This is a genomic window from Nocardioides sp. NPDC004968 (assembly GCF_040608935.1).
In the GTDB taxonomy this organism is placed as follows: Bacteria; Actinomycetota; Actinomycetes; order Propionibacteriales; family Nocardioidaceae; genus Nocardioides.
Genome location: NZ_JBEXJF010000022.1, coordinates 42,169 through 69,058, shown reverse-complemented (window position 1 = coordinate 69,058; position 26,890 = coordinate 42,169). Strand labels below are relative to the sequence as shown.

At 69.1% G+C, this 26,890-nt stretch carries 32 protein-coding genes; 11 read left to right on the top strand and 21 right to left on the bottom strand.

Going from position 1 to position 26,890, the window contains the following annotated elements; genetic code table 11:
- Nucleotides 1–21: 21 nt before the first annotated feature.
- The gene (locus ABZU72_RS19250) at nucleotides 22–1,068 is read left to right on the top strand and encodes an NAD(P)-dependent alcohol dehydrogenase (RefSeq protein WP_355020434.1); all 1,047 of its coding nucleotides are present in this window, start codon (nucleotides 22–24) and stop codon (nucleotides 1,066–1,068) included.
- Nucleotides 1,069–1,133: 65 nt separating this feature from the next.
- Here the strand turns inward: ABZU72_RS19250 and ABZU72_RS19245 are convergent, their stop codons facing one another.
- Together ABZU72_RS19245 and ABZU72_RS19240 are read right to left on the bottom strand one after the other, a co-directional pair.
- Nucleotides 1,134–1,922, bottom strand: a complete 789-nt coding sequence (locus ABZU72_RS19245) for a pentapeptide repeat-containing protein (RefSeq protein WP_355020433.1) — start codon at nucleotides 1,920–1,922, stop codon at nucleotides 1,134–1,136.
- A gap of 29 nt (nucleotides 1,923–1,951) precedes the next feature.
- Nucleotides 1,952–2,632 carry an SGNH/GDSL hydrolase family protein gene (locus tag ABZU72_RS19240; protein ID WP_355020432.1) on the bottom strand — a complete coding sequence of 227 codons (681 nt, stop codon included), beginning with the start codon at nucleotides 2,630–2,632 and terminating at the stop codon, nucleotides 1,952–1,954.
- Between the two features lie 99 nt (nucleotides 2,633–2,731).
- Here ABZU72_RS19240 and ABZU72_RS19235 point away from each other — a divergent pair, with 99 nt between their 5' ends.
- Nucleotides 2,732–3,346 (top strand): TetR/AcrR family transcriptional regulator, encoded by a 615-nt coding sequence (locus ABZU72_RS19235; RefSeq protein WP_355020431.1) that lies wholly within the window; start codon nucleotides 2,732–2,734, stop codon nucleotides 3,344–3,346.
- Between the two features lie 43 nt (nucleotides 3,347–3,389).
- Here ABZU72_RS19235 and ABZU72_RS19230 read toward each other — a convergent pair whose 3' ends face one another.
- From ABZU72_RS19230 to ABZU72_RS19210, 5 genes are all read right to left on the bottom strand, one after another.
- Nucleotides 3,390–4,280 carry an NAD(P)-binding domain-containing protein gene (locus ABZU72_RS19230; RefSeq protein WP_355020430.1) on the bottom strand — a complete coding sequence of 297 codons (891 nt, stop codon included), beginning with the start codon at nucleotides 4,278–4,280 and terminating at the stop codon, nucleotides 3,390–3,392.
- Nucleotides 4,281–4,306: 26 nt separating this feature from the next.
- A complete protein-coding gene (locus ABZU72_RS19225; protein ID WP_355020429.1) occupies nucleotides 4,307–4,717 on the bottom strand; it encodes an ArsI/CadI family heavy metal resistance metalloenzyme in 411 nt (136 codons plus the stop codon).
- A 71-nt stretch (nucleotides 4,718–4,788) separates the two neighbouring features.
- A complete protein-coding gene (locus tag ABZU72_RS19220; protein ID WP_355020428.1) occupies nucleotides 4,789–5,403 on the bottom strand; it encodes a helix-turn-helix domain-containing protein in 615 nt (204 codons plus the stop codon).
- A gap of 7 nt (nucleotides 5,404–5,410) precedes the next feature.
- Nucleotides 5,411–6,082 (bottom strand): enoyl-CoA hydratase-related protein, encoded by a 672-nt coding sequence (locus ABZU72_RS19215; protein WP_355020427.1) that lies wholly within the window; start codon nucleotides 6,080–6,082, stop codon nucleotides 5,411–5,413.
- A 104-nt stretch (nucleotides 6,083–6,186) separates the two neighbouring features.
- Complete coding sequence (locus ABZU72_RS19210; protein ID WP_355020426.1) at nucleotides 6,187–7,041, bottom strand: SDR family oxidoreductase; 855 nt, start codon at nucleotides 7,039–7,041, stop codon at nucleotides 6,187–6,189.
- A gap of 140 nt (nucleotides 7,042–7,181) precedes the next feature.
- On the opposite strand from ABZU72_RS19210, the gene ABZU72_RS19205 reads away from it, so the two are divergent.
- From ABZU72_RS19205 to ABZU72_RS19195, 3 genes are read left to right on the top strand one after another with little or no spacing between them, the layout of a single operon-like run.
- Nucleotides 7,182–8,051, top strand: coding sequence for a helix-turn-helix transcriptional regulator (locus ABZU72_RS19205; protein ID WP_355020425.1), 870 nt, complete (start codon nucleotides 7,182–7,184; stop codon nucleotides 8,049–8,051).
- 10 nt (nucleotides 8,052–8,061) lie between these two features.
- Nucleotides 8,062–8,445: a pyridoxamine 5'-phosphate oxidase gene (locus tag ABZU72_RS19200; protein ID WP_355020424.1), complete on the top strand. Its 384-nt coding sequence runs from the start codon at nucleotides 8,062–8,064 to the stop codon at nucleotides 8,443–8,445.
- 9 nt (nucleotides 8,446–8,454) lie between these two features.
- The gene (locus tag ABZU72_RS19195; protein ID WP_355020423.1) at nucleotides 8,455–9,366 is read left to right on the top strand and encodes an NAD(P)H-binding protein; all 912 of its coding nucleotides are present in this window, start codon (nucleotides 8,455–8,457) and stop codon (nucleotides 9,364–9,366) included.
- Between the two features lie 4 nt (nucleotides 9,367–9,370).
- Here the strand turns inward: ABZU72_RS19195 and ABZU72_RS19190 are convergent, their stop codons facing one another.
- Both ABZU72_RS19190 and ABZU72_RS19185 read right to left on the bottom strand, forming a co-directional pair.
- Nucleotides 9,371–10,081 (bottom strand): CPBP family intramembrane glutamic endopeptidase, encoded by a 711-nt coding sequence (locus ABZU72_RS19190; protein ID WP_355020422.1) that lies wholly within the window; start codon nucleotides 10,079–10,081, stop codon nucleotides 9,371–9,373.
- A gap of 43 nt (nucleotides 10,082–10,124) precedes the next feature.
- Nucleotides 10,125–11,102, bottom strand: a complete 978-nt coding sequence (locus ABZU72_RS19185) for a cyclase family protein (RefSeq protein ID WP_355020421.1) — start codon at nucleotides 11,100–11,102, stop codon at nucleotides 10,125–10,127.
- Nucleotides 11,103–11,202: 100 nt separating this feature from the next.
- On the opposite strand from ABZU72_RS19185, the gene ABZU72_RS19180 reads away from it, so the two are divergent.
- A complete protein-coding gene (locus ABZU72_RS19180) occupies nucleotides 11,203–11,844 on the top strand; it encodes a class I SAM-dependent methyltransferase (protein ID WP_355020420.1) in 642 nt (213 codons plus the stop codon).
- Nucleotides 11,845–11,919: 75 nt separating this feature from the next.
- Nucleotides 11,920–12,360, top strand: a complete 441-nt coding sequence (locus ABZU72_RS19175; protein ID WP_355020419.1) for a hypothetical protein — start codon at nucleotides 11,920–11,922, stop codon at nucleotides 12,358–12,360.
- Here the strand turns inward: ABZU72_RS19175 and ABZU72_RS19170 are convergent.
- The 4 genes from ABZU72_RS19170 to ABZU72_RS19155 form a co-directional block, all read right to left on the bottom strand.
- Nucleotides 12,357–12,704: a hypothetical protein gene (locus ABZU72_RS19170; RefSeq protein ID WP_355020418.1), complete on the bottom strand. Its 348-nt coding sequence runs from the start codon at nucleotides 12,702–12,704 to the stop codon at nucleotides 12,357–12,359. The two genes, ABZU72_RS19175 and ABZU72_RS19170, sit on opposite strands and share 4 nt — an antisense overlap.
- A 220-nt stretch (nucleotides 12,705–12,924) precedes the next feature.
- Nucleotides 12,925–13,305, bottom strand: a complete 381-nt coding sequence (locus ABZU72_RS19165) for a hypothetical protein (RefSeq protein WP_355020417.1) — start codon at nucleotides 13,303–13,305, stop codon at nucleotides 12,925–12,927.
- 45 nt (nucleotides 13,306–13,350) lie between these two features.
- Complete coding sequence (locus ABZU72_RS19160) at nucleotides 13,351–14,256, bottom strand: RNA polymerase sigma-70 factor (protein ID WP_355020416.1); 906 nt, start codon at nucleotides 14,254–14,256, stop codon at nucleotides 13,351–13,353.
- A 98-nt stretch (nucleotides 14,257–14,354) separates the two neighbouring features.
- Nucleotides 14,355–15,113 (bottom strand): SDR family oxidoreductase, encoded by a 759-nt coding sequence (locus ABZU72_RS19155; protein ID WP_355020415.1) that lies wholly within the window; start codon nucleotides 15,111–15,113, stop codon nucleotides 14,355–14,357.
- A 192-nt stretch (nucleotides 15,114–15,305) separates the two neighbouring features.
- Between ABZU72_RS19155 and ABZU72_RS19150 the strand changes: the two genes are divergently transcribed.
- Nucleotides 15,306–16,352 (top strand): ferritin-like protein, encoded by a 1,047-nt coding sequence (locus tag ABZU72_RS19150; protein ID WP_355020414.1) that lies wholly within the window; start codon nucleotides 15,306–15,308, stop codon nucleotides 16,350–16,352.
- A 32-nt stretch (nucleotides 16,353–16,384) separates the two neighbouring features.
- On the opposite strand, the gene dnaB is transcribed toward ABZU72_RS19150, so the two are convergent.
- Nucleotides 16,385–17,815, bottom strand: coding sequence for a replicative DNA helicase (dnaB, locus tag ABZU72_RS19145; protein WP_350665421.1), 1,431 nt, complete (start codon nucleotides 17,813–17,815; stop codon nucleotides 16,385–16,387).
- A gap of 470 nt (nucleotides 17,816–18,285) precedes the next feature.
- Between dnaB and ABZU72_RS19140 the strand changes: the two genes are divergently transcribed.
- Both ABZU72_RS19140 and ABZU72_RS19135 read left to right on the top strand, forming a co-directional pair.
- Complete coding sequence (locus ABZU72_RS19140) at nucleotides 18,286–19,641, top strand: MATE family efflux transporter (protein ID WP_355020413.1); 1,356 nt, start codon at nucleotides 18,286–18,288, stop codon at nucleotides 19,639–19,641.
- 69 nt (nucleotides 19,642–19,710) lie between these two features.
- The gene (locus tag ABZU72_RS19135) at nucleotides 19,711–20,286 is read left to right on the top strand and encodes a DinB family protein (protein ID WP_355020412.1); all 576 of its coding nucleotides are present in this window, start codon (nucleotides 19,711–19,713) and stop codon (nucleotides 20,284–20,286) included.
- Nucleotides 20,287–20,338: 52 nt separating this feature from the next.
- On the opposite strand, the gene rplI is transcribed toward ABZU72_RS19135, so the two are convergent.
- The 7 genes from rplI to ABZU72_RS19100 form a co-directional block, all read right to left on the bottom strand.
- A complete protein-coding gene (gene rplI / locus ABZU72_RS19130) occupies nucleotides 20,339–20,791 on the bottom strand; it encodes a 50S ribosomal protein L9 (protein WP_141801967.1) in 453 nt (150 codons plus the stop codon).
- Between the two features lie 11 nt (nucleotides 20,792–20,802).
- Entirely contained in the window at nucleotides 20,803–21,039 is a 237-nt protein-coding gene (rpsR, locus tag ABZU72_RS19125; RefSeq protein ID WP_008355445.1) for a 30S ribosomal protein S18, read from the bottom strand.
- Nucleotides 21,040–21,136: 97 nt separating this feature from the next.
- On the bottom strand, nucleotides 21,137–21,736 hold the full coding sequence (locus ABZU72_RS19120) for a single-stranded DNA-binding protein (RefSeq protein WP_355020411.1): 600 nt from the start codon (nucleotides 21,734–21,736) through the stop codon (nucleotides 21,137–21,139).
- Nucleotides 21,737–21,861: 125 nt separating this feature from the next.
- The gene (gene rpsF / locus ABZU72_RS19115; protein WP_091044123.1) at nucleotides 21,862–22,149 is read right to left on the bottom strand and encodes a 30S ribosomal protein S6; all 288 of its coding nucleotides are present in this window, start codon (nucleotides 22,147–22,149) and stop codon (nucleotides 21,862–21,864) included.
- A gap of 103 nt (nucleotides 22,150–22,252) precedes the next feature.
- Nucleotides 22,253–25,411 (bottom strand): heavy metal translocating P-type ATPase, encoded by a 3,159-nt coding sequence (locus ABZU72_RS19110; protein WP_355020410.1) that lies wholly within the window; start codon nucleotides 25,409–25,411, stop codon nucleotides 22,253–22,255.
- A 5-nt stretch (nucleotides 25,412–25,416) separates the two neighbouring features.
- Nucleotides 25,417–25,620 (bottom strand): heavy-metal-associated domain-containing protein, encoded by a 204-nt coding sequence (locus ABZU72_RS19105; RefSeq protein WP_355020409.1) that lies wholly within the window; start codon nucleotides 25,618–25,620, stop codon nucleotides 25,417–25,419.
- 33 nt (nucleotides 25,621–25,653) lie between these two features.
- On the bottom strand, nucleotides 25,654–25,974 hold the full coding sequence (locus tag ABZU72_RS19100; RefSeq protein ID WP_045550265.1) for a metal-sensitive transcriptional regulator: 321 nt from the start codon (nucleotides 25,972–25,974) through the stop codon (nucleotides 25,654–25,656).
- A 72-nt stretch (nucleotides 25,975–26,046) separates the two neighbouring features.
- Here ABZU72_RS19100 and ABZU72_RS19095 point away from each other — a divergent pair, with 72 nt between their 5' ends.
- Nucleotides 26,047–26,841: a deoxyribonuclease IV gene (locus tag ABZU72_RS19095; protein ID WP_355020408.1), complete on the top strand. Its 795-nt coding sequence runs from the start codon at nucleotides 26,047–26,049 to the stop codon at nucleotides 26,839–26,841.
- Nucleotides 26,842–26,890 lie beyond the last annotated feature (49 nt).

The following is a 26,890-nucleotide window of genomic DNA, read 5'->3' as shown; positions in this document are numbered from 1 at the left end:
TCTCAGACTCAGGAGACACCTATGCGCGTCAACGCGTACGCAGCACCTTCCGCCGGCGAGCCGCTGGCACCGATCACCATCGAGCGCCGTGAGGTGGGCGCCGACGACGTCCTCATCGCGATCGAGTTCGCCGGCATCTGCCACTCCGACATCCACACCGTCAACGGTGACTGGGGCCCGCAGCCGTTCCCGGTCGTCCCGGGCCACGAGATCGTCGGCCGCGTCACCGAGGTCGGCTCGTCGGTCACCAACCACAAGGTCGGCGACCGGGTCGGCGTCGGCTGTTTCGTGAACTCGTGCCGCGAGTGCGACAACTGCCGCAACGGCGACGAGCAGCACTGCTCGACCCCCGGCGGCGGCGTCGGGACGTACGCCGCGAAGGACCGCGACGGTTCGTTCACCCAGGGCGGCTACTCGACCCACGTCGTAGTCGACGCCCACTTCGCGCTCAAGGTGCCCGAGGGCATGGACGCGGCGGCCGCGACGCCGCTGCTGTGCGCCGGCATCACCACGTACGCACCCCTGAAGAAGTGGGGCGCCGGTCCGGGCAAGAAGGTCGCGATCGTCGGCCTCGGCGGGCTGGGTCACATGGGCGTCCAGATCGCCCACGCGATGGGTGCCGAGGTCACCGTGCTCTCCCAGTCGCTGAAGAAGCAGGAGGACGGGCTGCGCCTCGGCGCGGACCACTACTACGCCACCTCCGACCCGGCGACGTTCGAGGAGCTGGCCAGCTCGTTCGACCTGATCGTGAACACCGTCAGCGCGAAGATCGACCTCGACGCCTACCTCGGCCTGCTCGCCGTGGACGGCACCATGGTCAACGTCGGCGCGCCCGCGGAGCCGTTGAGCGTCAACGTGTTCTCGCTGATCACCAATCGCCGCAACTTCGCCGGCTCGATGATCGGCGGCATCGCGCTGACCCAGGAGATGCTCGACTTCTGCGCCGAGCACGGCATCGGCTCCGAGGTGGAGGTGATCTCGGCGGACCAGATCAACGAGGCGTACGCCCGGGTCCTGGCCTCCGACGTGCGCTACCGCTTCGTGATCGACACGGCCACGCTGGCCTGATCCGTCACGACCACGCGAGAGCGGCAGCCGGACCCAGGTCCGGCTGCCGCTCTCGCCATTTCGGCCTATTTCCAGTGCGCGGGGCGGGCGAGGCCGTCCGGCAGGCGCGTGCTCGCGTCTCCACGCATGGCGTTGACCTGCGCCTGGCCGAGGAAGAGCGCTCGGGACAGGTCCGCACCGGCTACCGCGGCATCGCGGAGGTCGGCGCCGAGCAGGTCGGCATCGGCCAGGTCCACGCCGCGCAGGTCGACGGAGATCAGGAGAGCGCTCCGGAGGTCGGCGCTCCGCAGGTCTCGCCGGCGCAGGTCCCGGCCGACGAGGTCGGCGCCGCTCAGCGCAGGGCCGGCGGGGCGGCGTGCCTCCGTACTCACCTGCCGGAGCGCATTCCCGACGACCGTGCGGAGCGCGGGGATGTCGGTGGCGAGGACCTGCTCGGCAGCGCCAGCCGTTGCCGCGGACACCAGCTCGGTCGCCTCGGAGAGATCGGTCGCGGTGCCGCGCCAGGCCGCCTCCTCGAGCAGGGCCAGCATCTCGTGGAGCTGCCGCATCACGTCGAAGACGTCGAACATGCTCTGCCGCAGGTCCGGCTCCGTACGCCAGTCCGCGCCGCCGAAGGTCACCTGGGTGACCTGCTGACCGGCGCCGGAGCACTCGAAGACCGTGCATCCGTTGAAGCCGCGGTCGCGCAGCCGGTCGTGGATCCCGCAACCGAAGTCGGGGCCGAGGTGACGGCACGGATCGCCGGCCGCCTTGTCCTCGGGAAAGTCCGCCGAGCGGGTGAAGGACAGCGCGACGCAGCAGAGGCCGGCGCATCGGGAGCAGTCCGAGCGGTACGCGGAGTCGGGGCGGGTCACCTCCTCATCCTCCCGCAGCCGCACGTCGGTCAGGCGAGCGCGTCGACGATGGCCGCGAAGGCGACCGCGTGGCCGCGAGCGTTGCCGTGGATGCGGTCACGGGCGTAGATGTCGGGGTCGGCCGCAAGAGGGTGGTGATGAGTGTCGATGTGGATGCCGCCCAGGCTCCGGGTGATCTCGGCGGTGATCCGGTCGAGGGTGTCGAAGCGCTGGGCCATGTCCGCGGCCTCCTCGGCCCGCACCAGCCCGGACCGAGCGAGGTCGAAGAGCCCGACGGTGAGAACGACGGCGCCGCTCTCGGCCAGCGGCACCAGGAGCAGCTCGAGCTCCTTGCGCAGCTGGTCCGGATCGTACGGATTGAAGGCGTCGTTCCCGCCCGCACTGACGAGCACGGCGTCGGGTGCGAAGGCCAGCGCCGGCTCGAGCTGCACGTCCCGGATCTCGGCGACGGTCAGGTATGGGACGGCGAGGTTGACCGCCTCGAAGGCGGGGCGGGTGCTCGCCAGCGCGCTCACCAGACGCTCGGCGAAGGACTCGTCGCGGTAGCCGTCCAGCGGGCCCCGCACCCCGGCCGTGACGCTGTCGCCGAGCACGGCGAGCCGCTGCCAGGGCAGGTGACCGAGCCGTTCGGCTGCGGTCTCGGGGTCGGTGCAGTAGGGATCTGCTGCCTCCAGCTCGAAGCTGTCGCGCAGCTCGCGGATCTCGGTCATCGGCGTCTCCTTCGTGGTCTGGGTCGCGGACGCTCGATCAGATTAAGCGCACGATCGTACGTTATGCAATAGCGATCGTTCGTGCGCTAAACTGGCCCCATGGCAGGACGTGCATCCGCGCAGGCGGCACTCGAGACCCGACGAAGCGTGGTCAAGGCAGCCGCCGACCTGGCGTCGGTCGAGGGCCTGGACAGCGTGACGATCGGGCGGCTGGCCGAGATCGTCCAGATGAGCAAGTCGGGGGTGATCGGCCAGTTCCGCACCAAGGAGACGCTTCAACTGGAGACGGTCGGGCTGGTCTTCTCCGACTTTCGCACCCGAGTCTGGGAGACGGTCAAGCGGTTCCCGCGTGGCCTGCCCCGACTCTTGGCCGCATGCGACGCCTGGACGGAGTACGCCGCGGACCCCGGCTACCCCGGCGGGTGCCTGATGACCCAGGTGACCTACGACTACGACGGGCGGGACGGCGCCGTCCATGAGCGGCTGCTCGAGGGCCGCAACCAGTGGCGAGAGACATTGCGGGCCGACCTCACCGCCGCTGTCGAGACCGGTGACCTGCCCGAGGACACCGACATCGAGTCGGTCGTGTTCGGCCTCGAGTCGCTCGCCTCGTTCATCAGCCCGGCCCGCCTCCTCCACGGCGACACCCGGGCCGCCGACCACGCCTACCGGGGCATGCGGCGGATCATCGGCGTCCCGGAGGAGGTCCGATGACCCGCGTCGTGCTCGTCCTGGTGACGCAGCCGACGTACGCGGGTCAGTGACTCCGGTCGCTCAACAGCAGATCGACGAGGGCGGTGTAGCCCCGGTCGGCCAGACCGGCCTCGAGCGCACGGTCGCCGAGCGCCTTGAACGCCGCCGGGACGGTCGTGTCGACGCCAGCACTGACGGTCTCCTCGAGAAGGTGCTGCATGGCGGCGACATGGGTCGCCATCGTCGAGTCGTCCCCGGGGTGGTCACCGGCATCCACCTGCGCGGCGTACGCATCGAGCCATCCGGCCGTGGTGCTGATCCCGTCCCGCGCGAGGGGCAAGAATGCCTCGGCCCGGACACCGGCGCGCTTCAGAACCGCCGCCCCATGCAGGAACCCGTTGAGGACCGACCACATGAGCGCGAGGACTGCGACGTCGTGGAGCGACGAGAGCCCGGGGTCCGCGCCGAGGTAGGTCGCCCTGCCCGCGACGGTCTCGAAGGACTGCCGGTGCGCGTCGTACGCCTCCTGCGGACCGCTGAACAGGATCACCGTGTCCGCGGCACCGACCTCGGCCGGCGCCGCCAGGATCGCACCGTCCAGGTAGCTCGCGCCTCGGTCGGCTGCCCATGCCGCCATGCTCCGTGCCTCCGCGGACGAGCCGGAGGTGAGGTTGACGACGACCCGGCCGGCGAGCCGGTCCTCGATCGGCGTCAGCACGCCCCTCACCGCGTCGTAGTCGGAGACGCAGACCAGGACCAGCTTGGCGGCGACGGCCTCGGCGGAGGTCTCGGCGACCCGGGCTCCGTCCGTGGCCAAGCCGTCAGCCCGGCCCGGTGTCCGGTTCCAGACCACCGTGCGAATCCCGGCGGCGAGGAGGGCCTGTGCGAGCGCAGTGCCCATCGCCCCGAGCCCGAGGACCGCGACATCGGCCCGAGCGTCATCGTGGTTGCTCATCATTTCGACCTCGATGTCCGTCTCGGTCAGCAGCAGCCCGCGGCGGCGGGCTCAGTCGCGCCGCCGGTGTCGCTGTCGGCGAGCACGGTGTAGACCTCCCACCGCTCATCATTCGGGGCGTTCTCGACCCAGAACTTGTCCTGCTTGGCGTAGCAACAGGTGGTGCCCCGCTCGTCGACCGATGCGAACCCGGCAGCGTGCAGCCGGGTCTGTTCGGCATCAACGGTGTCGGTGTCAGCGACCTCGACGCCGAGGTGGTTGATGGTGCCGCCCTGACCGGGGTTCTGGACGAGAACCAGCTTGAGGGGCGGCTCCGCGACCGCGAAGTTGGCGTAGCCGGGCTTGGTCTTGGCCGGTTCGACGCCGAACAGGGTCGAGTAGAACGCGACCGACTCCTCGAGATCGTCGACGTTGAGCGCGAGTTGGATGCGTGACATGGGGTCCCCTAGAACGTATCGATGATTGTCGATATAGGACTCTGCATCTCATATCGACAACTGTCAATGTTTTAGGGCGCGGCCGACCGTGGAGGCGAGGCGGATGCGATCCCACGAACCGCATGCCCGAGGGAATGCCGGGCAATCGGGTCGGTGATGCGGTCGGCGTTCAGCAGCAGCGCCCCGGGCATAGTGACGACGCAGTGGCGCACGGTCGTGACGGCAGCACGGTCGCGCCGGTCCCACAGCGCTTCGGCGAGCTCGACGAGGAGCGCGCCGAGCTCCTTCTGGAGTCCGAGGAGCTGCGTACGTCCCTCCTCGTCGAGCTCCGAGGTCAGCAGATCGTCCGCGGTGGCGGCCAGCAGGAGCCGGGCCCCGTCCTCGTTGTCCTTCGCGTACGCCGCGGGAGCGAGCGCCGCCGCGACCAGTGCCGCGGTGGCGTCGCCCTCGCGCATCGCCTCAGCCACCTGGTCGCGCTGGAACGTGAGGAAGCGGCCGGCCTCCTCGGCCCAGACCCGGGCCAGGAGGCCGTCGCGCGACCCGAACGCGTGGTAGACCGCTCCGTTGGAGGCACCCGACGCCGAGCTCAGCGCTCGGATCGTCAGGCCGTCGACGCCACGCCCGATCCAGAGATCCCGGGCATGCGCGAGAAGGTCGTCGAGGTCGTACTGCCGCGGACGTCCCATGACGGGGTCAGGCAGGGTCGTCGTTGCCGGCGCCGAGCGCCTTCACGACGTCAGCGAACATCCGGGCCTTGATCGTGCCGAGGGTGGCTCGGTCCTTGCCCGCCAGGTCGCGTACGAAGCCTGCGGCCGTCTCGCGCAGCTTCTCCGACGAGGCGGCGGCGTCGACGATGCCGGCGGCCGTGGCGTCACCTCCGCCGTAGCGGCGCCCGGTCGCCATCGCGTCGAGCGCCGTGCGCGGGGTCAGCTTGCTGGTGACGAGGGCATTCATCCCCACGGTGAAGGGGATGTGGATGTCGACCTCGGGGAAGCAGAAGTAGCCGCGGTCCTCACGCATCACGCGGTAGTCGTGCGCCATCGCCAGCATCGCGCCCGCACCGAACGCGTGCCCGTTGACCGCGGCGACCGTCGGAACCGGCAACGTGAGGATCCGCGCGAAGAGGTCCTCGACCCGGGCGACGTACGTGTCGTGCTGGTCGAGGTTCTGCCCCAGCCACTCCAGGTCGAGCCCGTTCGAGTAGAACTTGCCGCCGCCGATCGTGACGAGCACCGCCGGCTCGGTCGTCGTCTCGATCTGGTCGAGGGCTGAGCCGACTGCCTCGAGCCAGTCGGGCGAGAAGCGGTTCTCGTCGTCCCCGAGGTCGAGTGTCCATACCGGTCCGTCGCTGGAGATGGTGACCACGCTGCTGCTCCTTCAAGTCATGACCCGCGTCGGCGCCGGGCCTGGGTGTAGGCCACCGAGAGTAACAGAGCGCTGCTCTAAAAATGGCGTATCGGTGACGCAGGTCACCCGATCTCGTGGGAGAGGCTGGTGGAGAGGTCGAGGTGTGCGTGGGCCTGCTCCTGCAACGTACGAGCCTTGGTTTCGAAGGTCTCCACTGCGTCGGCACCGGCCGCGAAGCGCAGCGGAGGCTCGTCGAGAGCCGCCAGACGGACGAGCGCGTCGGCGAGCTTCGCGGGATCGCCGCTCTGCTTGCCGTCCATGCCTCGCCAGGCTTCCACGGTCGCGGCCGAGCGGTCGGCGTAGTCCGAGATGGACGGCGCGGCGTAGTGGGTGGACTGCGGGGTGAGCAGCTCGGTGCGGAAGAAGCCGGGCTCGACGAGCATGGTCCGGATCCCGAACGGAGCGATCTCCGGCCCGAGAGCCTCCATGAACCCCTCGACACCGAACTTCGAGGCGGCGTACGCGGTGAGGAAGTCGCCCGCCGGCGCGATGCCTGCGGTGGAGGAGATCGTCATCACCAGGCCGTCTCGCTGCAGGCGGAGCTGAGGCAGGGTGGCTCGGATGAGGTTGATCGGGCCGAACAAGGTGGTCTCGATCTGGGAGCGGAACGCATCGGGCGTCATCTCCTCGAAGAAGCCGGCCTGGAAGCTGCCGGCGTTGTTGACCAGTACGTCGAGGCGGCCGAACCGCTCGACCGCCTCCTGGACGGCGGCCTCGGCCGCTGCCGGGTCGGTGACGTCGAGGGCGACGGGCAGCAGATCGTCGTGCTCGCCCAACGCCTCGGTGACGCTCTTCGGGTTCCGTGCGGTGGCGACCACCGCGTGCCCGGCGGCCAGGGCCGCGCGGGTGATGTCGACGCCCAGGCCTCGGCCCGCACCCGTCACGAGCCAGACGTTCTTCTTGTTCTTCCCTGTCATGCGCTTTCCCTCTCGTTCGTCGGCTCCCTGCTGGGCGCCACCTATCACTGAACCAGCGCGGAAGGGTCGCAAGAAGGCCCGCTCGGAAGGGTCACCGGCAGTGACCCTCTCCCGGGCTCGCAGGCTCCTACAGTGGAGGCATGACCTCCGACGTGCCCAGTCGCCGGGATGCGGCGCGAGCCGAGATCCGGGAGTTCCTGAGCACGCGTCGTGCTCGGATCACCCCTGATCAGGCGGGTCTTCCGAGCTACGGAGGCGAGCGGCGGCGAGTGCCCGGCCTACGCCGCGAGGAGGCCGCGCTCCTCGTCGGCGTCTCGCCGCAGTACTACATCCGGCTGGAGCGCGGCGACGCCACCGGGGTCTCCGAGAGCGTCGTCGACGGCATCGCCCAGGCGCTCGAGCTCGACACGGCCGAGCGTGCGCATCTCATGGACCTGATCCGCACCGCGGGCGGTCCGGCGCAGATCGCCAGGCGCCGCCGGTCCCCCGCGCCCCGGAGCGTACGCCCGACGATCGAGCGGTTGGTGGACGCCCTGAACGGCGTGCCGGCCATGGTGCTCAACGGGCACCTCGACGTGCTGGCCGTCAACTCGCTGGGGCGAGCGGTGTTCTCTCCGTGGTACGGCTCCGGCGAGCCGGTGAACACGGCCCGGATGGTCTTCCTCGAGGAGTCCGCCGGCACCTTCTTCCGCGAGTGGGAGAAGGCCGCTGACGACACCGTCGCCCTGCTTCGCGCGGAGGCCGGCCGCAATCCCTACGACCGCGAGCTCTCCGATCTGGTGGGCGAGCTCAGCACCCGCAGCGAAGAGTTCCGAGTGCGCTGGGCAGCGCATGACGTACGCATCCATACGACCGGGGTGAAGAAGCTGCATCATCCCGTGGTCGGCGATCTCGACCTGCCCTTCGAGTCGCTCTCTGTGGATCCGGGCAGCAGCACCAACCTGGTGACGTACGTGCCCGAACCCGGCTCGTCGACCGAAGCAGCTCTCGCGGTCCTCGCCGCGAACTAGGGTGAGGGACATGAGCATCCCGGTCGCGTTGCCCGATCTCGCCTCGACCCTCGAGCGGTTCGGCAGCGGTTTCCTGCTGACCACCGCGGGCGAGCGGATCAAGGTCGTGGTCGTGGATCCGGTCGTCGAGGGCTCGAGCCTGCGGATCTCGGATCCGGGCGGCGGCACCCGTGCGAACCTGGCCACCAATCCGGTGCTCACCCTGACGTACGCCCCGCTCACGCCGCGCGACCATGCGCTGATCGTCGACGGCACCGGCCGCGTCGAGGGATCCGATGTCCTGGTGACGCCGACCGGCGCCGTGCTGCACCGGCCGGCTTCGCACGCGTCCGGACCCGTGCCCGAGGACGGTTGCGGGCAGGACTGCCGGCCGGTCGACTCGCCGCGTCCGTAGGCTCGACCCATGGAGACCTCGCCCACCGTGCTCGTCACCGGCGCGACCGGCTTCATCGGTCGGCGGCTGGTCGCGGAGCTGACCCGAAGCGGCACCACGGTGCGTGCGATGACCCGGCGGCCGGACGACTACGACGGCCCCGCCGAACCGGTGGGTGCTGACGTCAACGACCCGGCCACCCTGGCGCCCGCGCTCGCCGGGGTCGACGTGGCGATCTATCTTGTGCACTCGCTCGACCACGACGACTTCGAGGAGCGCGACGCCCGGGCCGCACGGTCCTTCGGGGCCGCCGCAGCTCGGGCCGGGCTGCGCCAGATCGTCTACCTCGGCGGCCTCGGCGACGATGACGGGGACCTCTCTCCCCACCTGCGCTCTCGCCGCGAGGTCGAGGCCCTGCTCGGTGAGGCCGGCGTTCCGGTCACGGTGCTGCGGGCCGCGATCGTCGTCGGCCACGGCGGCGTCTCCTGGGAGCTGACCCGGCAGCTGGTCAAGAACCTCCCCGCCATGGTCGTGCCGAGGTGGACCGCCACCCGAACCCAGCCCATCGCCGTCGACGACGTGATCCGCTACCTCGCGGGCGTCATCGACAACGAGGACGCGGTCGGCGAGATCTTCGAGATCGGGGGTCCCGAGGCGATGACGTACCTCGACATGCTGACCGTCGCCTCCGAGGTGGCCACGGGTCGAACGATCCCCGTGGTCCCGGTGCCGGTGCTGACCCCGCGACTGTCGTCGTACTGGCTGGCGCTGGTGACCGACGTCGACCTGACCACGGGGCGCAACCTGATCGACTCGATGACCACCGAGGTGGTCGCGCAGGACCGGCGCATCCTCGAGGTCGTGCCCGGCGAGCCGCTGCCCTATCGCGAGGCCGTGCGACGTGCCCTGGCCGAGCGGCTGGCTGAGGGCAAGGGCGTCTGAGACCTCAGCCGAAGAGCAGCGGCAGCGCCAGCAGCATCGACAGCGTCCACGCACAGTGGGTGAGGATCGGCGCGAGTACGCCACCGGACGCACGCCGCTCGAGGCCGACCACGACCCCGAGCAGGATCGCGGCGAAGGCCAGCATCACGTTGCCGGTCGCGAGCGTCGCGATCACATAGGCCACCGACGTCCAGGCGACCGGATGGCGAGGTAGGGCGGCGTAGACGGCGCCGCGGAAGAACAGCTCCTCCGCCACCCCGTTGACGGCCGTCACCACGACCAGGATCGGGAGCGAGCCCTCGTCGGCGAAGTCGAGCACCGAGCGCACCTGCCGGTCCAGCCACGGGATCTCGCGCACGACGAGACCGCCGATCACGAAGACCCCGGCCAGACCGAGGCCGAGCAGGATCGGTGGCAGAACCGGGCGTACGAGCCGCCGTCGCTCCTCCCCCTCCTGCCGGCGCCAGGCGCCGATCCGTCCCAGGTGCAGCGGCCCAGACGCGAAGGCGCCGACGGCCCAGACTCCGGCCAGGGCGAAGGCCGCCGGATAGAACCAGACGCTGCCCGGCTCGATGCGGAGCGATACTCCGAGCACCAACGCACCGAGCACCACGAATCCGATCGTGACCAACTGTCGGCGCCGCAGGCCGGCGTCGCTCTGACGGTGATCGCGCGGCACGACGTCCCACAAGGACCTGCGCACCCAGCTGCGCACGGCACTCCCCTCGCTCCGGTGCTGCGTTCCCGTCCAACGTACGTCAGATGATCGCGACGGCGTTCGCCGGTGAGCCGGTCGCGCCGGTGACGTTGAGCGGCTTGACGCTGAGGAAGGCCTCCCACCGCTGCAGCGCGTCCATGCGGCGTGCCAGCGGCCCGAGGCGCCACAGCTCACCGAGCGGCATGCCGAGCTTGGCCAGGAACTCCTGGTGCATCATGCCGCGGTCGTTCGGCGCCGACTGGACGAAGGGCGAGCCAGGCACGGGCGGCAGGCACTCGACCGCGAACGTGTCCGCCGCGAGCAGGGCGAGACCGGAGTCCCAGGCCCAGTCGAGGACCTCCTCGCTCTGCTCGATGCCGGTGGCGCGGCCGAGGGCCTGCTGAGCCAGCTTCTGCTCGGCGGTGAGCTCGAGGAACCACTCGCACCACCCGGTGTGGAGCATGACGATGTCACCGGCACGCAGCTCGATCGCCTGCGCGGTGAGAGCCTGGTCGATGTAGTCGTACGGGATCGGCTGGCCGGCCTCGTGGTCGAGAGCCTCGTCGCGCCGGGCGAGGAGGCCGGCGATGTCCACCAGGACTCCCCTGCTGACGATGGGGCGGTCGGCCCAGACCTGGATGCCGATCTCCTCGGTCCCCGGGATGATCAGCTCGTCGGCGGTCTCGCCGTAGAACCCGACGTCGTCGGCCCGCCGGTGACGCAGCCCGTCGACCTGGGTCGAGGACTGGAGGTAGTAGCCGTCGAGATAGTCGGCGCGGTGAGCCGGGCCGTTGCCGTAGATGACGTGCTCGGCCGGCTTCTCGGTCCTGGACATCCCGGGCATGAACGCGTTGATCGGGTAGTCCAGCCCGAAGGTCTCGCCCAGCTGGACGAGACCGGCCGCGGCCACGACGCTCTGCTCGTCCGCGAACGACGGCGTACCGCGCCACGGGTCCGCGAAGAGCTCCCAGGAAGTGCCTCGCAGCGATCCGGGCCGGTCGTGGAGCTCGGCCCTGCTCGGGCGGTCATGCGTCGTCATGGTGGTGTCCGTTCGTCTCTCTCAGACCGGCTGGATGCCGTGCCCCCACGCGGCTCGCCTCAGTATCTCGCGCTTCGCCGTGCCCTAGAGTCAATTTTCGATGCCCGACAACTGGCTGAACGAGACCCGCGAGTCGTATGACACCGATGCCGCCGGCTATGCCGAGAAGGTACGCGGCCTGTTGGACGATCGTCCGTACCTCCGCGCCGGCCTGGCGGTGTTCGCCGAGGCTGTGCGCGAGGCAGGGCCGGTGGCCGACGTCGGCTGTGGCCCGGGGTACGTCACCCGGCATCTGCACGACCTCGGCGTCGACGCGTTCGGGATCGACCTCTCCGCCGAGATGATCGCCATCGCCCGGCAGGACCATCCCGATCTCGGGTTCGAGGTCGGGTCGATGACCGATCTGCCACTGGCGGACCGATCTCTCGGCGGCGTACTCGCCTTCTGGTCGGTCATCCACATCCCCGACGCGGCGGTGCCCGGAGTGTTCGAGGAGTTCCGGCGGGTGCTGCGGCCCGGCGGCTCGGTGCTGGTCGGGTTCCACGTCGGCGACGAGACTCAGCGTTCGACCACCGGCTACACCGGGCGCGCGATCAGCGTCGACACCCATCGCCGTACGCCCGAGCAGATCTCCCAGTGGCTGCGCGAGGCCGGGTTCAGCATCGAGGCCGAGCTCCTCATGCGGCCCGACGACGAGGTCCCGGGCGCGATCGTCTTCGCCCGGGAACCTCTCACCGACTGATCAGGAACGAAGAAGCGTACGGAGCGCCTGCCTCCTTAGGCTCGTCTCAACAGACCAGCTAGGAAGGAAAGACCGATGGCGAAGAGCAGCACGTTCACCGAGGAAGAGAAGGCCGCCATGAAGGAGGCCGCCGCAGAGCGCAGGACGGCCGCCAAGCGTGGCACCGGCAGCAAGAAGACCGAGGCCGACCTCGCGGACTGCCTCGAGAAGATCGAGGCCATGGACGACAACGACCGCGCGATCGGCGAGACGCTCCACCGGATCGTCACCACGCACGCGGCCGACCTCGCCCCCAAGACCTGGTACGGCATGCCCGCCTACGCCAACTCCGACGGCAAGGTCGTGGTCTTCTACAAGTCCGCCGGGAAGTTCAAGATGCGCTACGCCGAGGTCGGCTTCCAGGAGTGGGCGAACCTCGACGACGGCGACATCTGGCCGACCGTCTTCGCCGTGACCTCGATGACGCCGGCCGTCGAGGAGAAGCTCACCGAGCTGGTGAAGCGGGCGGTCCGCTAGCCGGCGTGATGCTCGCGGTAGCGCTGGTAGAGCCGCTCCAGGAACCCGTCGAGCTCGGCGGCCATCTCCTCGTCCAACGCGGGAAAGGAGAACGTCGCCTTGCCCGTACGCCGCTTGCGGAACGCCTCCGATGAGCCCTCGAGCGCTTCCGGCCAGGTGTCGACGGCGATCGCGTAGAGGCTCACCTTCTGCGCGCTCCGCTTGACCGCGGCGAAGTAGTCATGGGCGCCCGAACCCGGCCAGCGCAGCGACGGCATCCCGTAGATCGTCGCGTCCTCGAGCTCGTTGCGGTAACGCTCGAGTAGCGCCCAGATCCGGTCTTCGACAGCATCGAGGTCGGCCATTGAGGGAGCGTACCGAACGCGTGGCGCTGATCCGAGACGCTCAGCGGCGACGGAAGAGCCGGAACCGACGGCGTCGCCGAACATCGTCGCCTGCCGCGTCGCGCGGCTTCCTGCCTCGAGCCGCGCGCCGGTCGGCCCCATGCGGCCACCGTGGCGTCGGGGTCGCGAGGCGGTCGAGGTCCGTGCCCTCCAGGAGGCGCCGGCGAGCTGAACGGCCCGGTCAACTGCGATGCCAGTCGCCCAGCTTGGCCGGGTTGAGCACGATCCACAGGGTCGCGATCTCGTACCCGGTCGTCGCCGCGCCGATGACCGCGACAGCGCGAGAGCCCTGGCGCAGGACCAGCCCGGCGCGGCCGTTGACGGACTCGACGGCCAGGTCGACACCGGTCTGCCCGCACAGCGTCGTGACCAAGCGGACGACCTCCGCCTGACCGTGCAGAGGCTCGTCAGGGCCGGGTACGAGTCCGCCGGCGTCGCAGGTGCCGACGACCTCGACGCCCAGGACGGCGGTGAGTGCGGTGACGTCTCCCCGGCCACAGGCGTCGGCGAACCGGCGGACGACCAGGGCGTGTCGATCGAGCGGACCCCAGGATGTGCGCACATCGTGCCCCGTTCTTTCGCGGTCGCAGGTGTGTCCATCGGCGACTCAGCCTGCGGCGGACACGCCCTTGTTCTTCTCGGGGTTGACCAGCCAGAGCACCTGATCGATGCCTTCGGCGGTGGCGTCGACGGTGACCAGGCCGTACGCGGAGCCGTCGCGGACGAGTACGGCGGACGCCTGTCCGTTCGTCGTCGTCCAGCGCACCTCGACGCCGTCCCAGAACCAGGTGGAGATCGCCTTGAGGAACTTCGCGACCCGCTCCGCGCCGACGAGCGGCGTACGGGCGATACCCGTCCGGCCGTTGCCGTCGGACAGGCTGGTCACATCCGGTGTGAAGAGCCGCTCCAACGCGGTCAGGTCGCCGGCGCGGGCAGCGGTGAGGAACGTGGTCAGCAGCTCCTGCTGCTCTTCCGCGGCCACCGGCGCCCGCCGCTCGCTGGCGATGTGCTTGCGCGCCCGGCTGACCAGCTGACGTACGGCTGGTTCGGTCGAGGACAGGATGTCGGCGATCTGCGCGTAGGAGTATTCGAAGGCTTCTCGCAGGACGTAGGCGGCGCGTTCGCTCGGGGTGAGCTTCTCCATCAGCAGCAGGGAGGCGAACTGCAGAGCCTCGGCCCGCTCGGCACCCAGGTACGGGTCCGCCCCGGTGTCAACCGGTTCGGGCAGCCACGGCCCGATGTAGGTCTCGCGCCGTTTCCACGCCGACTGGAGGACGTTGATGGCCAGCCGGGTGGTGGTGGTCGCCAAGAACGCCGCCGGGTTGGCCACCGTGGACCGGTCGTACGCCTGCCAGCGCAGCCACACGTCCTGCACCAGGTCCTCGGCCTCGGTGACGCTGCTGAGCATGCGATACGCGATCCCGAACAGGCGCGGCCGCACCTGGGTGAAGACAGCTGTGGCTGCCTCGAGATCCTCCGCGTCACCGAGATCGCGCACCTCGGAGTCAGTCATCCAACGCCCCCACCGTCGTCTCTCGATCGCCGTCCGGCACCAGCCAAACTCTAGAGGCTCTCAGCGTGCCGCCGCCCGACAATCGTGATCGGTCGTGATCACTTCGCCGGCGGCGGGTTCAGCGGCAGCCAGTCGGCGAACCGGGTGGCCGACAGCTGCGCGTCGGGACCCGGCAGGAGCATGTCCTTGTCCAGCAGGGCACCGAAGTAGCGCGCCTCCGGGTCGGTGACGACCTCGCGGGCGTCACCGCGGTAGCTCAGCCCGGTGCGGATCAGTTCGTCGAGACCGAACTGCTCGGGACCCGCCACCTCGACAGTGCCGTTCAGCGGCGTACCCACGGAGACCCGGCCAACCGCGGCGGCCACGTCATCGCCTGCGATGGGCTGGATCCGCGCATCCGACAGGCGGACCGTGTTTCCCCCGGTAGCCGCTTGGGCGATGCTGCCCACGAACTCGAAGAACTGCGTGGCGTGCACGATCGAGTACGGCCGTCCGGACTCCTTGATCAGCCTCTCCTGCTCGATCTTCGCGCGGAAGTAGCCGCTTTCGGCGAGACGCTCGGTGCCGACGACCGACAAGGCCACGTGGTGTCCGACCCCAGCCTCCTCCTCGGCGGCAAGGAGGTTTCCGGTGGACGTACGGAAGAAGTCCAGCACGGCATCGTCGGCGAACGAGGGCGAGTTCGAGACGTCTACCAGGACCTCAGCGCCCTCCAGCACCTCGGCCAGCCCTTCACCGGTCAGGGTGTTCACGCCCGAGTCGGGTGACGCGGGCACCGCTTCATGGCCGTGCTCGGCCAGCTTCCGGACGAGCTTCGAGCCGATCAGGCCAGTTCCGCCGATCACGACAATCTTCATGGTGTTCCTTCCATCTCGCGTCCCGGGCCGATCCGGAACGTCGCTCATCAGTCAGGACCGGACAGGCCCGCAGTTTGTGACAGAAGGTCCGACGGCGGATGCGATCGGCCGTCCACTTTCGGTCCTCGTCACAAACCGAGGGCCGCTCCGGTCCTGGCTGGAGACACCCGACCTGACGAACCGAGGTACCTCATGGACACCCATGGCGCCCACGCCATCGACACGATCGACGATCTCCGCCGCCACCTGCAGTGGGCGATCGAGCTCGAGCACGCGACGATTCCTCCCTACCTGTGCGCGCTCTACTCCCTGGACCCGGCCCGCAACCCCGAGGCCGCCCAGGTCGTGGGCACGGTCCTTGCCGAGGAGATGATCCATCTGGCGCTGGCCGCGAACCTGCTCAACGCCGTCGGCGGCTCTCCCAAGCTGGACGCGCCGGAGCTGCTCCCGGCGTACCCCCATCCGCTGCCCCACGGCGACCGGTCCGTCCACGTCCATCTCGTCCCGTTCGGCCCCGAGGCGCTCGAGCTGTTCCTACGCATCGAGCAGCCGGCGTCCGTCGACGCGCCTCCGCAGGGTGACGAGTATCAGACGATCGGGCAGTTCTACGCCGCCATCGACGCCGGCCTGCGCGCCCTGTGCGACCAACTGGGCGAGGAGAACGTGTTCAGCGGCGATCCGGCCCGGCAGATCGGCGAGTTCCACCTCAGGGGTGGCGGCGGCGGGGTGCTGCCGGTCGTCGACCTGAAGTCCGCGTCGGCCGCGCTGGCGGAGATCGTCGAGCAGGGCGAAGGGGCAGCGCGTACGAACGTGTGGGACGGCGATCGCGACGTCTTCCACCCGGACCGGGACGAGGTCGCGCACTACTACAGGTTCCAGGAGCTCCGCCTGGGCCGCCGCTACCAGACCGGGGACACGCCACAGTCCGGACCGACCGGCAAGGAGATCGCGATCGACTTCGACGGTGTCCTGCCGATGCGGCCCAACCCGCGTACGGCCGATTACCCGGAAGGCAGCCCCATCCGCGTCGCCCAAGAGGAGTTCAACCAGACCTACAGCCTGGTTCTGTACCTGCTCGAACAGGCCTTCAACGGCGATACCAGCCAGATGCAGGACGCTGTCGGCGCCATGTTCGGGCTCCGCAAGCAGGCGATGGCGCTGATGAAGATGCCGACCGGCGACGGGAGGACCACCGCCGGCCCGTCCTTCGAGTACGTACCACTCGAGCAACGGAACTGAAGCGCGGCTCTGGCGAGTCCTCCTCGCCCGAGTCAGTGGGCCATATCGACGAAGCGGCTGTAGTGACCCTGGAAGGCGACGACGAGGTCGCGGGTGGGGCCGTTACGGTGCTTGGCGATGATCACGTCGGCCTCGCCGGGGCGGGTCGACTCCTTCTCGTAGACATCGTCGCGATGGAGGAGGACGACCATGTCGGCGTCCTGCTCCAGCGATCCTGACTCACGGAGGTCAGAGACCGCCGGGCGCTTGTCGGCGCGCTGCTCGGAACCACGGTTGAGCTGGGACAACGCGATGATCGGGACCTCGAGCTCCTTGGCCAGCAGCTTGATCTGACGGGAGAACTCCGAGACCTCGAGCTGACGGGACTCGACCTTCTTGCCGGAGCTCATCAGCTGGAGGTAGTCGATGACGATGAGCCGGAGATCGTGGCGTTGCTTGAGCCTTCGGGCCTTGCTCCGGATCTCCATCATCGTCATGTTGGGGCTGTCGTCGATGAACATCGGCGCGCTGGAGACCTCACCCATCTTGCGGGCCAGCTTGTTCCAGTCGTCGTCGGACATGTTGCCGTTGCGGATGTGGTTGAGCGGCACCTTGGCCTCTGCCGAGAGAAGACGCATGGTGATCTCGGAGCGGCTCATCTCCAGGCTGAAGAAGACGCTGGTCAGGTTGTTGTGGATCGAGGCCGCGCGACAGAAGTCCAAGGCAAGGGTTGACTTGCCCATAGCCGGACGAGCCGCGACGATGATCATCTGCCCGCCGTGGAAGCCGTTGGTGAGCTCGTCGAAGTCGGCGAATCCGGTGGGGACGCCGTAGAGGCCGGCCTCGCGGTTGGAGATCGCCTCGATCTCGTCGAGGACGCCGTCCATGATGTCGGCGAGCGGGGAGTAGTCCTCGCCGGAGCGCTTGTCGGTGAGCTTGAAGACCTCGGCCTGGGCCTCGTCGACGATGTTGTCGACCTCGCCCTCGCCGGCGTAGCCGATCTGCACGATCTTGGTACCGGCCTCGACCAGGCGGCGCAGGACCGACTTCTCGCGGACGATCTCGCCGTAGTAACCGGCGTTGGCGGCGATCGGGACGTTGGAGGCGAGCGTGTGCAGGTAAGGGGCGCCACCGATGCGCTCCAGCTCAGCCTTGCGGCGCAACTCGTCGGCGACGGTGACCATGTCGGCGGGCTCGCCGCGACCGTAGAGGTCGATGATCGCGTCGTAGATGGTCTCGTGCGTCGGCCGGTAGAAGTCGGTGCCGCGCAGCGTCTCGGAGACGTCGGCGATGGCGTCCTTCGAGATCAGCATCGAGCCGAGGACGGCCTGCTCGGCAGCCATGTCCTGCGGTGGCGTGCGGTCGTTGACCGCGCGCGGGGCGTTGCCCGGTTCGTACGCCGCAGGGCCGTCGCCCCACTCCTCGAACGGCGGCTCCGGGAAGTCGCCCGGACCGCCCATCGAGCCGGTCTCAGTGACGCTCATTCCCTTGCCCCTCCGTGGTCTGCGGTTCGTCGCGGCGTGATCTCGGTCGATTCGGTCCCACGCTAGAGGTGGGCACCGACAGTTCTGCTTGCGCAGTCCTGGGCCGACCCTCGACGACACCTCAAGTCTCTGCGACCTTACGTCGCATCCCACATCGGCGACAGCAGGTTATCCACAGGCCCTGGGGATAACCGGGGGATAGCGGTGGACGACACCCTGGTCAATGTGAACAGCCTGGGGAACTGCCTGTGCATAACTAGGGTCACCTGATTGGTGAAGCACCTCTGACCTGGGACTTTGTTGTCCATAGGTTGTGGACGAAAGAAAGTCGGCAGCCCATCGGGATTCATCGCCGAGATCGTCGTACCCCCTTGGGCGTTTTGTCGACATAGCGCCGCAACGACGTTTTCCACAGGTTTTCCACCTGCCCTGAACAACGCCCCGCGCCGACGGTGTTTAACCTTGAGACCGTGACGAGCCGGGCGGATGCGAAGAGCTACTCGAAGACCGACCGCCGAGGCCTCGACAAGGAGATCTGGCGGCTCGCGATCCCCGCCTTTCTGGCCCTCGTCGCCGAGCCGCTCTTCCTGCTGGCGGACTCCGCGATCGTCGGCCACCTCGGCACCCGCGAGCTCGCCGGCCTCGGTGTCGCGGGCGTCGTGCTCCAGACGATCGTCGGGCTCTGCGTCTTCCTCGCGTACGGCACCACAGCATCGGTCGCCCGCCGCATCGGCGCCGGCGACACCGCTGGCGCGCTCCGGCAGGGCATCGACGGGATCTGGCTCGCAGTCATCATCGGGGTCGTCGTCACGATCCCGGTGATGGTGCTGGCCGAGCCGCTCAGCCGGGCGGTCGGAGCGGGCGACGAGGTGGTCGGCCCGGCGACCACCTACCTCCGGATCGCCGTCCTCGGCGTGACACCGCTGTTGATGATGCTCGCGGCCACCGGCGTGCTCCGTGGGCTGCAGGACACCAAGACCCCGCTGGTCGCGGCGATCGTGGCCAACGTACTCAACATCGTGCTCAACCTCGCCCTCGTCTACGGCGCCGGGCTCGGCATCGCCGGTTCGGCGATCGGCTCGGTGATCGCGCAGGTGCTGGCGGCCGGGATGCTGACGTACGTCGTGGTGCGGGCCGCCCGCGGCCAAGGCGTGCCGCTGCGCCCGGATGCGCCCGGGATCCGGGCCTCCGCGCGGGCCGGGGTGGCCCTCGTGGTCCGAACGCTGACGCTGCGCATGGCGCTGCTGGTCACGACGTACGCCGTCACCCACCTCGCCGTCGGCGACCAGGCCGTCGCCCTGGCGACCCACCAGATCGCCTTCACGCTGTGGACGTTCCTGGCGTTCGTGCTCGATGCGATCGCGATCGCCGCACAGGCGCTGACCGGGCGGTCGCTGGGGGCCGGCGACACCCGGGAGACCCGGGCCATCACGGCCCGGATGGTGTGGTGGGGCGTTGTGATCGGGGTCGCGGCCGGCGTACTCCTGGCTGCTCTCTCCCCGTTCCTCGGCGCGCTCTTCACGGAGGACCAGGCGGTGCGGGACCTGTTGGTGCCGGTGGTGATCGTGGCGGCGATCGCGCAGCCGATCGCGGGTGTCGTCTTCGTGCTCGACGGGGTGCTCATCGGTGCCGGCGACGGGCGCTATCTGGCCTGGGGTGGGGTCTGGACCCTCGTCGCCTATGTCCCGCTCGTCGCGCTGGCGGTCGCCCTCGGCGGTGGGCTGGTGTGGGTGTGGATCACCTTCGCGGTCGGCTTCATGGGCGCCCGCTTCGTGGTGCTGACGCTCCGTGCGCGCAGCGACCGCTGGCTGGTCACCGGCGCCTGAGCCCGGTCTCCAGGCATCGGTCCCACATACTCACTTGTGCCCAGCCCGGGCGCACGCCATGGTCATCCCATGGCGACCGACCCGAAGACCACCTTGAAGAAGTACATCGACGCCCGCCGCGAGGCGCTGATCTCCAAGGTCGAGGGCCTCTCGGAGCGGGAGGCGCGGCTGCCGCGTACACCGACGGGCACCAATCTTCTCGGCATCATCAAGCATGTCACCGGGGTCGAGGCCGTCTATCTCGGGGCGACGTTCGGGCGTCCGTACCCGCATCCCGAGCAGCTGATCTCGGACGAGCAGTGGGACATCGACCCGCAGGCGGACTGGTACGCCACCGAGGACGAGACGATCGAGGGGATCATCGACCTCTACCGCAGGGTCATCGCCCACGGTGACGAGACGATCGAGGCACTGTCTCTGGACGCCATCGGGCATGTGCCGCACTGGGGCAACGAGGAAGTCACCCTGCACCAGATCCTGGTGCACCTCTTCGCCGATCTCGCCGGTCACGGCGGACAGGCCGACATCCTTCGCGAAGAGGCCGACGGCGCCGTCGGCTGGCGCAAGTCGGGCGACAACATCCCGTCGGAGTACGACTGGCCGGCGTACGTCGCGAAGCTGACCGACATCGCGAACAAGTTCTGAAAACGAACAGGCCCGCCTCCCGAAGGAGGCGGGCCTGTGTGGAATCCCTAGATCAAGCGGGGACCACGTTGAGGGCCAGCTTGGCGGACACCTCGTCGTGGAGCTTGACGGAGACCTCGTGAGCACCGAGCGCCTTGATCGGGTTGCCCAGCGCGATGGTGCGCTTGTCGATCGACTCGCCGGTGGTCTCGGAGACCGCGGCGGCGATGTCGGCGGCGGTGACGGCGCCGTAGAGGCGGCCGTCCTTGCCGGAGCGGACCTTCACGTTGACCGTGTTGGCCTCGAGCTTGCCCTTGATCTCGGCGGCGTGAGCCTCGTCGCGCACGGAGCGAGCCGAGCGCGCAGCCTTGATCGAGTCGGCCTGCGACTCGGCGCCGCGGGACCAACGGATGGCGTCGCCACGCGGGATCAGGTAGTTGCGGGCGTAGCCGTCCTTGACCTCGACGACGTCACCGGCGGAACCCAGCCCGGTGACCTCCTGCTGAAGGATGATCTTGGTAGCCATGTCGATCCTCCTCAGCGACCGGTGGAGGTGTAGGGCAGCAGAGCAACCTCGCGCGCGTTCTTGACGGCGATGGCCACGTCGCGCTGGTGCTGGACGCAGTTGCCGGTCACGCGACGGGCGCGGATCTTGCCGCGGTCGGAGATGAACTTACGGAGGAGGGTGGCGTCCTTGTAGTCGACACCGGTCGCCTTCTCCTTGCAGAACTGGCAAACCTTCTTCTTAGGCTTGCGAATCACTGCCTTGGCCATTGTGGTGCTTCCTTTCTAGAAGCCCGGCCCCAGCCGCGGAGCGGCATATGGGTTGAGTACCGGAATGGTTGAGGGATTCGGAATGTGGATCTGTTGATCAGAAGGGAGGCTCGTCGTTGCCCACGCCCGGGGCCGCCCACGGGTCGTTGGCCGGCGCGCCGCCGCCCGCGTTGGCGGGCTGCTGCGGAGCCGGCGAGGCCCACGGGTCGTTACCACCGGCCGGAGCCTGCTGGCCACCGCCCTGGGGGCCGCCGTAGCCGCCACCCTGGTTGTAGCCACCGCCGCCGCCACCCTGGTTGTAACCGCCGCCACCACCCTGGCCGCCGGACTGGCGGCTGGCCTTGGTGACCTTGGCGGTCGCGTAGCGGAGCGAGGGACCGATCTCGTCGCACTCGAGCTCGAAGACAGTGCGCTTCTCGCCCTCACGCGTCTCGTAGGACCTCGACTTCAGGCGACCCTGAGCGACGACACGCATGCCGCGCTGCAGGGACTCGGCGACGTTCTCAGCAGCCTGGCGCCAGATCGAGCAGCGCAGGAAGAGGGTCTCCCCGTCCTCCCACGCGTTGGTCTGGCGGTTGAAGCTGCTGGGCGTCGAAGCAATCGTGAAGTTGGCAACGGCTGCACCGGACGGCGTGAAGCGAAGCTCCGGGTCGTCGGTGAGGTTGCCGATCACGGTGATGACGGTGTCGCCTGCCATGAGATCTCCCTTGAGTCTGATCTGGGTGTCGGTGTCGGTTCAGGAGTTCCAAATAAATTTCGAACTGGCCGTGTGGGTCCCAACATAGGACCCCGCACCGACAATTGCCGACGGTGACATCCGCGTCACTTGGACGGACGGATGACCTTCGTACGCAGGATCTGCTCGTTGAGGCCAAGCTGGCGGTCGAGCTCCAGAACGGTCTTGGGCTCGGCGGTCAGGTTGACGACGGCGTAGATGCCCTCGGCGTTCTTGTTGACCTCATAGGCCAGACGACGGCGTCCCCAGACGTCAACGTTCTCGACGGTGCCACCATCAGTGGTGACGACCTTCAGGAACTTGTCAAGGGTCGGGGCGACGGTGCGCTCATCGAGGCTGGGCTCGAGGATCACCATTACTTCATAGGCGCGCATAGCGTTCTCCACCTCCTACGGACTCGGCGGCCATGGTCTCTCCATGGCAGGAGGGCTGATGCGATGTCCCATCTCCGTCTGTGGAGAGGGACGAGTCAGGGTATCAACCAGCGGTTTCCGTGGCCGAATCCACGGCCTCGACCGTGAACGGCACCGTGATCACCTCGCCATTACCGAGGCGGAACTGGGCCCAGAGGCGGTAGAGACCGGCCTTCGGTACGTCCAGATGCAGCCCGAGCTCGGGCCCGAACGTGGTGCCGGGGACCGCCAGCTCGTCGCCTTCGGCGTGGCCGTGCACGAACGTCTCACCGTCCGCGCTCATGACCACGACGTGGCCGGCCGCGCCGAGGTAGGGCTGTAGATCGTCGACAACCTTCCCGGTGCTGTCCTCGAACCTGAAGTGCAGGTCGCTCTGCTGGTCGGCGACCGGCGTGCCCTCGAGCGTGACGGTGAGACTGTCGACAGTCGACGATCTCGGGCTCGCCTCCAGCGGGACGGCCGGGGGCTGCGTACCTTCGACGTTGAGCTGCTGCCGGTCGAGCACGTCGGCCATGTCGGCCCGGCGCCGGAACTCGGTGTCCACGCGGTAGGTGCCTCCGGAGGGGAAGGTCACGTCGGTCTCGAGCTCGCCCGGACGGCCGGTCGGCTCGGCGTGGAGATGGCGGAACCAGGAGAGGTCCTGGCTGGTCACGATGACATGCATCCAGGCCTGGTGGGTGCGACCGAGGTCGGTCACCGGGTCGCCGGTCGCGGCGTCCGTGACGAGGAACCGGAGCCCGCCCTCGCGCCGCGTGATCGCGACGTCGATGCCCGCCTCGGCGGAGGCGACGGGAGCGATGTCGACCTCGTGCATCTCCGTCATCGACGGCCGCATCGGGCTCATTCCCTGCGCCCACTCCAGGATGCCGTTCATCCCGCGCTGCGCCGGCTCGGTGCGCGACAGGTACGTCAGGCCGGCCCCGATCGAGATCGCGATCACGGCGGTGACCAGGAGATATCCACCGTCGCGGAGGCGGGTGACGAAGCCCCGACCGGCGTACGCCTCGGGCGTCTCGGGCCGGCGGAAGCCGCGCAGACGCAGCGCGTTGGTGACGACGCTGACCGAGCTCATCGCCATCGCGGCGCCGGCGAGGACCGGGTCGAGAAGGGCGAGCGCGGCGACGGGGATGAGGAGCACGTTGTAGGCGAACGCCCAGAACAGGCCCTGCTTGATCGTCGCGACGGTGCGACGGGAGAGCGCCAGCGCGGTCACCACGCCGCGGAGGTCGCCGCCGACCAGGGTGATGTCGGAGGCGGCCAGGGCGACGTCGGTGCCGGTGCCGATCGCGATCCCGACGTCGGCCTGGGCCAGCGCCGGGGCGTCGTTGATCCCGTCGCCGACCATCGCGACGACCTTGCCCTCGTCCTGGAGCTGCTGGATCCGGGCGAGCTTCTGCTCGGGCAGCAGGCCGCCGGCGGCGTGGCGTACGCCGACCTCGTCGGCCACCTTCGCCACCGTCGCGGCGGCGTCGCCGCTGAGGATGTGCACCTCGACGCCCGAGTCCTCGAGCAGGCGCACGGTCTCCTTGGCCTCGTCGCGGATCTGGTCCGCGACCCGGATCGACCCGGCGTACGCACCGTCGACCGCGATCAGGACGGAGCCGTTGTCGGTGGCGTCGACGCCCTCCTCGGCCAGCATCGCCGCGTTGCCGACGACGACCCGGCGTCCGTCGACGTACGCACTGATCCCGCGGCCCGGGTGGGCCTCGAACTCCGAGACCTCCGCGTCCGCGGCGTCGTCCGAGGCGTCGGCGCGCGCTCGGAGCGCCGTGGCAAGAGGATGGTCGCTGCCGGTCTCGGCGGCGGCGGCGATCCGGACCAGCTCGTCGCGGGTCCAGCCCGGAGCCGGGGTGATGTCGGAGACCTCGGGCTTGCCGTGGGTGATCGTGCCGGTCTTGTCGAAGACGATGGCGGTGACGGAGCGGGCGCGCTCCAGGGTCTCGCCCGAGCCGACGAGTACGCCGAGCTCGGCGGCGCGGCCGGCGCCGACCATGACGGCGGCCGGCGTGGCCAGGCCGAGGGCGCAGGGGCAGGCGATGATGAGGACCGCGATGGCCGCGGTGACGGCGCTGGTCAGACGCTCGGCGTCGGGGCCGAGGACGAGCCATCCGATGAAGGTCAGTGCGGCCACGACGAGGACAGCGGGCACGAACACCGCCGAGACCCGGTCGGCCAGACGCTGCAGCTTGGTGCCGGATCCCTGGGCCGACTCGACCATCGCGATGATCTGCGCCAGCGTCGTCTCGGAGCCGACCGCGGTCGCCTCGATCTCGAACGAGCCGGTCTGGTTGATCGTCGCGCCGATGACGATGTCGCCCTCGGCCTTCCGCACCGGGTCGCTCTCGCCGGTGAGCATCGACTCGTCGACGTAGGACGCCCCGGCGACGATGCGGCCATCGACCGGGATCTTCTCCCCGGCGCGTACGCGAATCCGGTCTTTGACCTGCAGGTTCGCGACCGGGACCGTGACATCACGGCCGTTGCGGATCACCGTGGCCGTCTCCGGCATGAGGCCGACGAGGGCCTTGACCGCATCGGCCGTACGCGACTTGGCCCGGGCCTCGAGCCAGCGGCCCATCAGCACCAGCGCGACGATGACCAGGGCGGTCTCGAAATAGAGGTGGAGCGGCAGGCCCCACGCCTCGGCCTGCCCCATCCACAGGGTCACGAAGGCGCTGTAGGCGAAGGCGATGCCTGTGCCGAGCGTGACCAGGGTGTTCATGTCGACCGTTCCGTGGCGTGCGCCTCGAACTGCCGCGACGTAGATGTCCCGACCCGCCCACCACTGGGTGACCGCGGCGACCACGAGCACGATCGACATCACCGGCTCCATCGCGTCGACGGGTAGCGGGACGTACATCAACGCCATCAGGCCGAGCCCCACCGCCAGAGCCGTGACCCACCGCCGCTTGAGCTGGACGAGCTCTGTCTCGCGGCGTACGTCCCGGTCGTCCTCGACCTCGGGCTCCTGTGGATTGTCGACAGTCGACGATCTCAGGACAGCCTGATAGCCCGCCTTCTCGATGGCGGCGCTGATCTCGGCGAGGTCGGTGCGGGTGGGGTCGAAGTGCACGAGGGCGGTCTCGGTGGCGAGGTTGACGTTGGCGTCCTCGACACCCTCGACACGGCTGATGGCCTTGGTGACACGGCGCACACAGCTCGCGCAGGTCATGCCCTCGATCTCGAGCTGCTGCTCGGTCGGGTTCGCGGCGGTGGGGGTCATCATGATCAGGCCAGCGAGTAGCCGGCCTCCTCGACGGCCGCGCGAACGGCGTCGTCCGAGACCGGCTCAGTGGCGGTGACGGTGACGTTGCCCGAGGCCAGGTCGACGTCGACGTTGCTCACGCCGGCGATCTCGGTGACCTCTTCGGTGACGGAGGAGGCGCAGTGTCCGCAGGTCATACCGACGACAGTGAAGTTCTGGGTGCTCATGAGGGTCTCTCTAGGTTGTTGGATTGTTGACAATCAGGACCGGACGAGGCGAGCGATCGCAGCAGAGGCCTCGGCGAGCTTCTCGTCGGCCTCGGCACCACCGTTCTGGACCGCGCCGGCGACGCAGTGACCGAGGTGCTCGTCGAGCAGGCCGAGAGCGACCGCCTGGAGCGCCTTGGTCGAGGCGGAGACCTGGGTGAGGATGTCGATGCAGTAGGCCTCGTCCTCGACCATCCGCTGGAGCCCGCGCACCTGGCCTTCGATGCGCTTGAGGCGCTTGAGATAGGCCTCCTTGTTCTTGTTGTGGAGGTATCCGTGATCCGCGTGGCCTTCGTGCCCGGTGTGCTCGTCCATGCCGCCTACCATACCCCCGTATGGTATGAAGTCAAGCCGGAAGATGTCGGTGCCGCGTCCTAGACTGGGCGCATGGCTGTTGCGATCGGTGCCCACGTAGACCAGACCGACCCCGTCGCCGAGGCGACCGCGCGCGGCGCGAGCCTGGTGCAGTTCTTCCTGGGCGATCCCCAGTCCTACAAGGGCCCGGTGGTGACGTACGCCGACGGCGCGGCAGCGCTCAAGGCCCGCGCCGAGGAGCAGGGTGTCGATCTCTACGTCCACGCGCCCTACATCATCAATGTCGCCACGACGAACAACCGGATCCGGATCCCGAGCCGCAAGCTCCTCCAGCAGCACATGGACACCGCGGCCGAGGTCGGCGCCAAGGGCCTGATCGTCCACGGCGGTCACGTCAACAAGGACGACGACCCGGCGAAGGGCTTCGACAACTGGCGCAAGGCGATCGAGGCGACCGACATCAAGGTCCCGCTCCTGATCGAGAACACGGCCGGCGGCGACAACGCGATGGCGCGCTACCTCGACCGGATCGCCGGCGTCTGGGAAGCCATCTCCACCGCCGAAGGCGCAGAGAACGTCGGCTTCTGCCTCGACACCTGCCACGCGCACGCCGGCGGCAACCCGCTCGAGACGGTGGTTGAGGACGTCCGCAAGATCACCGGCCGCATCGACCTGGTCCACTGCAACGACTCCCGCGACGAGTTCGACTCCGGAGCCGACCGCCACGCCAACTTCGGCGCCGGCCGCATCGACCCCGACCTGCTCGCCGGCGTGGTCCGCGACGCGGGCGCCCCGGTGATCTGCGAGACCCCGGGCGGCGCCGCAGAGCACGCGAGCGACTTCGCCTGGCTCCGCGACCGTCTCTGACCGATTCTCACCGAATCTTCACTTCTGTAAGCCGAGTCTTGAGTTCTGG